We start from the raw sequence: 4,607 nt of genomic DNA on the forward strand, positions 1-4,607 counted from the left end.
GAATGAAGTCGAGAGCTTGGTCGATACGCATAAAAAAATCCGAAACCCAACAAGGAGTTTCGGATTCTTACACAGCCTGAGGATCGGTCAATGGATCCTTAACTGATCGGCATTAGGCCAATGGCCGCCTTTTTGTATTCTGAATCACGGACCCTTTCTGAATGTCCCCGAGCACTGGAGCCTTTATGACACCGACACGTACGCTGACTGCCCACTGCACCCTGAGCCAGGATGGCCTGCCCCTGCTGACCATAGACAATGAGCACGCCAGGGCCGAGATAAGCCTGTTTGGCGCCCATGTGCTGCGTTACCAACGCCATGGTGAGCCGGCCTCTCTCTGGCTCAGCGACAAGGCGATACTGGATGGCAGCAAGCCCATTCGCGGCGGCATTCCCCTCTGCTGGCCCTGGTTCGGCCCCTCCCCCGCTCGCGTTGGCAGCGGCAAGCCGGCTCATGGCTTCGCACGCAACTGCCTGTGGACGCTGGATGGGGTCTCCGATCACGGGGATGGCACACTCGTCCACCTCTCCCTGCGTGACAACGATGCCAGCAGGACACTCTGGCCCCATGCCTTCGAGCTGGAGCTGGACGTACTGGTCGGCAAGGAGCTTTCCCTGGTGCTGACCACCCGCAACACCGGCAAGTCAGCGCTCACCTACAATGCCGCCCTGCACACCTACCTGCAGATCAGTGCGCCGGAAGCGGTGACCGTGACCGGCCTCGGCGAACCCTATCTGGACAAGCTGACCGGCCGAAACGAACTGCAACAGGGCGCGCTGACCGTCACCGCAGCCATGGATCGCATCTACCGCCAGCCCGATGCCATGGTCAGCGTGCAGGATGGTGAGCGCACCACCCGGGTGGTCAACGGCAACCACGACAGCGTGGTGGTCTGGACCCCCTGGCAGGAAGGGGCCTGCGCCATGGCCGACATGAGTGACGACGGTTATCGCACCATGCTCTGTGTCGAGGCGGCCATCACCGCCGAGGACGGGATCACCGTCGCGCCCGACGAGGAGCACAGCTTCTCCACCGTCATCATCTGACGATACAGATGACGGATAAATAAAGAGGGCTCCCGCGGGAGCCCTCTTTGCATCTTGCCATCAGCGTCAGTCAGGCGTTGCCCTGGGTCTTGAGCTTGAGCTCGGCGGCGAAATCCAGCATGCGGTCGAGCGGGACAAGCGCTTTGAGACGCAGTGCCTCATCCACATGGATCTCGTGACGCTCGGCGCCGTCGGTCAGGGCCTCCTTGATGGCCACCAGGCCGTTCATCGCCATCCAGGGGCAGTGGGCGCAGCTGCGGCAGGTGGCACCATCACCACCGGTGGGCGCCTCCACCATCTCTTTCTCCGGGCATGCCTGCTGCATCTTGTAGAAGATGCCGCGATCGGTCGCCACGATCAGTTTCTGCTGGGGCAGCTCTTTGGCGGCCTTGATGAGCTGGCTGGTAGAACCCACCGCATCCGCCAGTTCGATGACGGAGGCCGGAGACTCCGGGTGCACCAGCACGGCGGCATCCGGGTTCTGGGCCTTGAGCTCGCGCAGCGCCTTGGCCTTGAACTCGTCGTGCACGATGCAGTGCCCCTGCCAGCGCAGCATCTCGGCCCCCGTCTTCTTCTCGATGTAGGCGCCGAGGTGGCGGTCCGGGCCCCAGATGATCTTGTGACCCTGACTGTCCAGATGTTCGACGATCTCCAACGCAATGCTGGAGGTGACCACCCAGTCGGCCCGTGCTTTCACCGCTGCCGAGGTATTGGCATAGACCACCACGATGTGATCGGGGTGGGCATCGCAGAAGGCGGAGAACTGGTCGATGGGACAACCCAGATCAAGCGAGCACTCGGCCTCCAGCGTCGGCATCAGCACCCGCTTGTGGGGGCTCAGGATCTTGGAGGTCTCTCCCATGAAGCGCACACCGGCCACGATCAGGGTCTGGGCCACATGGTCGCGACCGAAGCGGGCCATCTCCAGGGAGTCACCCACGAAGCCACCGGTGGCTTCTGCCAGGGCCTGGATCTCGGGATCCGTGTAGTAATGGGCAACCAGCACGGCCTGGCGCGCCTGCAGCAGCACCTTGATCTCGGCGATCAGGGTCGCCTTCTGCTCGGGAGTCAGGGGCTGTGGTTTGGCCGGGAAGGGGTAGTCCATCTCGACTACCGGCGGAATACTGCTCAGTGCATTGCTCATTGCGACTGTTCCATCAACGCTCGGGAAGGCCAAAATTATAACCAGAAGCCGTGCACAAACCCATCAACAAATCCAGTACAGTACAACTGTCAGGACCCGCTCCGACCATATCGTTGTCATTCTTGCCAAAAGGAGTTGTCGAATGAAACAACGTTCGCTCAAGACCAAGTTGTTGTTGCTCACGCTGGGACTTTTTTTCGCCAGTGGCGTCGCCATGACATGGATACAGTCCTCCTCGCTGAACGGCCTGCGCGATGACATCATGGCGCAGACCCGTGGCGCCCTGGAGCAGGAGGTTTCCCGTTCCCTGCAATTCCAGGCAGAGCGGTATGCCGTGCAGATCGAAGACCAGTTGCAGCAGGCCTATCAGATACCGCTCGGCATGGCGGCGCAGCTTGAAGGAAGCATGGCCCAGCCGGACCAGCGGCTGAGCCGCCAGCAAGTGGAGCTCCTGCTTGGCAGCCGCCTGCGCCAGGCAAACGGGATCAGCTCCATCTACGCCCAGTTCGAACCCAACGGTTACGACGGACAGGACGCCGACTGGCAGACGGGCGCCAGCCATTCAGTTGCCGGCAAGGGCAGTCTCGAGGTCTACTTCACCCGGGAACAGAACGGAAACATCGCGCAGCAGACCATAGATGCCGCCACCAGTGACGCCAAGTTCGACACCTCGCGCAATGAATTCGGCATTCGCAACAGCGAGTGGTATCTCTGCGGTCGCGAGACTCGTCGCCCCTGTCTGATGGAACCCTACCTCTACGAGATAAGCCCTGGCCAGAAGATGCTGATGACCAGCCTGACGGTGCCCGTCCTCAAGGATGGCAAGTTTGCCGGGATCACCGGGGTCGACATGAACCTGCCCATCTTCCAGCAACTGGCCGAGCACCTAGGCAAGAGCCTCTATGACAACCAGGCCGAGGTCACCCTGGTCAGCAAGATGGGCTTCATCGTCGGCAGCAACCGCCATTCGGACAAACTGGGGCGCCCCCTGACAGAGGCCGGACTGGTTGCCCCGAATGGACACCCCGCCGATACCGACAGCGATTTCATCCTGCAGCAGCCCATACGGATCGAGGCTGCCGACAACCAGTGGTGGCTGATGATCAAGGTGCCCAAGGCCCTCGCCCTCAGCCAGGCCAACACCATCAGCCAGCAGCTCGGCAGCCTGTTGCAGGCGACCCAGCAGCAGCAGCTGGTTGCCATCGTTGTCATCACCCTGGTGGCCCTGGGCCTGCTTGTCTGGTTCATCCAGACCATCACGGCGCCCCTCTCCCTCATCAGCCGCCACGTCTCCCACCTCGCCAGCAATGAAGGCGACCTGACCCAGCAGATGCGTATCGACACCCACCAGGAGCTCATCGAGCTGGGCAGGCATCTCAATGCCTTCCTCGGCAAGCTGAGGGCCATGGTGCAGGGCAGCAAGCAGATTGGGCAACAGGTGCATCAGCAGGCCAGGGGCATGAAGCAGACGGCCGATGCCATGCGCAGCAGCCTGGATGATCAGAGCCTGGAGCTGGAGAGCGTGGTCAGCGCCATGCACGAGATGAGCACCACGGCAGTCAGCGTGGCGGGCTATGCGGAACAGGCGGCGCAGGAGTCAGAAGCGGCGACCCACCATGTCAGCACGGCCCAGCAGACATTGAGCAGGGCCCGCAGCGAGATCCATACCCTGGTCGAGGACATGCATCAGGCCGACAAGGCGGTCGCCCAGGTCGCCCAGCGCAGCACCAATATCAGCCACATCCTCGATGTGATCCGGGCCATTGCCGAACAGACCAATCTGCTGGCCCTCAACGCAGCCATCGAGGCGGCGCGGGCCGGCGACATGGGCAGGGGTTTTGCCGTCGTGGCGGACGAGGTGAGGGCGCTGGCCAACAAGACCCGCTCATCCACCGACGAGATAGGGCAGCTCATCGGCAGCCTGCAAACCGAGGTCACCAGTAGCCAGCAGTTGATGAGCACGGGGATCGCCCGCTCGGTGAGCACGGTTGAAGGCACGGAGCAGGCCTTCGAGGCACTCAATCAGTTGGTCACCCAGATCCAGCAGATCCATGATCACATCAGCCAGGTGGCGACCGCCGCCGAGCAGCAGAGTGCCGTGAGCGACACCATCAACCAGAACCTGATGCGCATCGGTGACGCCGCCACCACCCTGGGACAAGAGGCCAATGCCAGCCAGCGCCTGAGCGAGGCACTGGAACAGGCGGCCACCACCCTGGCAAGCGAGCTGGATCGACTGCGAACCTGATGGGAGACGGAAACGAAAAAGCCCGCATCGCTGCGGGCTTTTCAATATGGTGGTCGTTACTGGGCTCGAACCAGTGACCCCCTCCTTGTAAGGGAGGTGCTCTCCCAGCTGAGCTAAACGACCTGGGATATGACTGAAATGATGGTGGGTCGTGCTGGATTCGAACCAG

The 4,607-nt window shown here is 62.0% G+C and carries 3 protein-coding genes and 1 tRNA gene; 2 read left to right on the forward strand and 2 right to left on the reverse strand.

Translation table 11 applies throughout. The features are described from left to right. Positions 1 to 185: 185 nt before the first annotated feature. The gene (locus tag ACNPAA_RS17765; protein WP_161646924.1) at positions 186 to 1,046 is read left to right on the forward strand and encodes a D-hexose-6-phosphate mutarotase; all 861 of its coding nucleotides are present in this window, start codon (positions 186 to 188) and stop codon (positions 1,044 to 1,046) included. A gap of 70 nt (positions 1,047 to 1,116) precedes the next feature. Here the strand turns inward: ACNPAA_RS17765 and nadA are convergent, their stop codons facing one another. Further along, the gene (gene nadA / locus ACNPAA_RS17770; protein WP_161469973.1) at positions 1,117 to 2,190 is read right to left on the reverse strand and encodes a quinolinate synthase NadA; all 1,074 of its coding nucleotides are present in this window, start codon (positions 2,188 to 2,190) and stop codon (positions 1,117 to 1,119) included. A 142-nt stretch (positions 2,191 to 2,332) separates the two neighbouring features. Between nadA and ACNPAA_RS17775 the strand changes: the two genes are divergently transcribed. Beyond that, a complete protein-coding gene (locus ACNPAA_RS17775) occupies positions 2,333 to 4,438 on the forward strand; it encodes a methyl-accepting chemotaxis protein (RefSeq protein ID WP_201872661.1) in 2,106 nt (701 codons plus the stop codon). Positions 4,439 to 4,485: 47 nt separating this feature from the next. Here the strand turns inward: ACNPAA_RS17775 and ACNPAA_RS17780 are convergent. Beyond that, a tRNA-Val gene (locus ACNPAA_RS17780) sits at positions 4,486 to 4,561 on the reverse strand. Positions 4,562 to 4,607 lie beyond the last annotated feature (46 nt).

Origin of the sequence: Aeromonas sp. PS2Canimalfood6, assembly GCF_048276795.1 — a bacterium.
Taxonomy (GTDB): Bacteria; Pseudomonadota; Gammaproteobacteria; order Enterobacterales; family Aeromonadaceae; genus Aeromonas; species Aeromonas caviae.

Coding starts and splice junctions, on each gene's coding strand:
- nadA (WP_161469973.1), bottom strand. CDS start 2,190: ATGAGCAATGCACTGAGCAGTATTCCGCCGGTAGTCGAGATGGACTAC.
- ACNPAA_RS17775 (WP_201872661.1), top strand. CDS start 2,333: ATGAAACAACGTTCGCTCAAGACCAAGTTGTTGTTGCTCACGCTGGGA.
- ACNPAA_RS17765 (WP_161646924.1), top strand. CDS start 186: ATGACACCGACACGTACGCTGACTGCCCACTGCACCCTGAGCCAGGAT.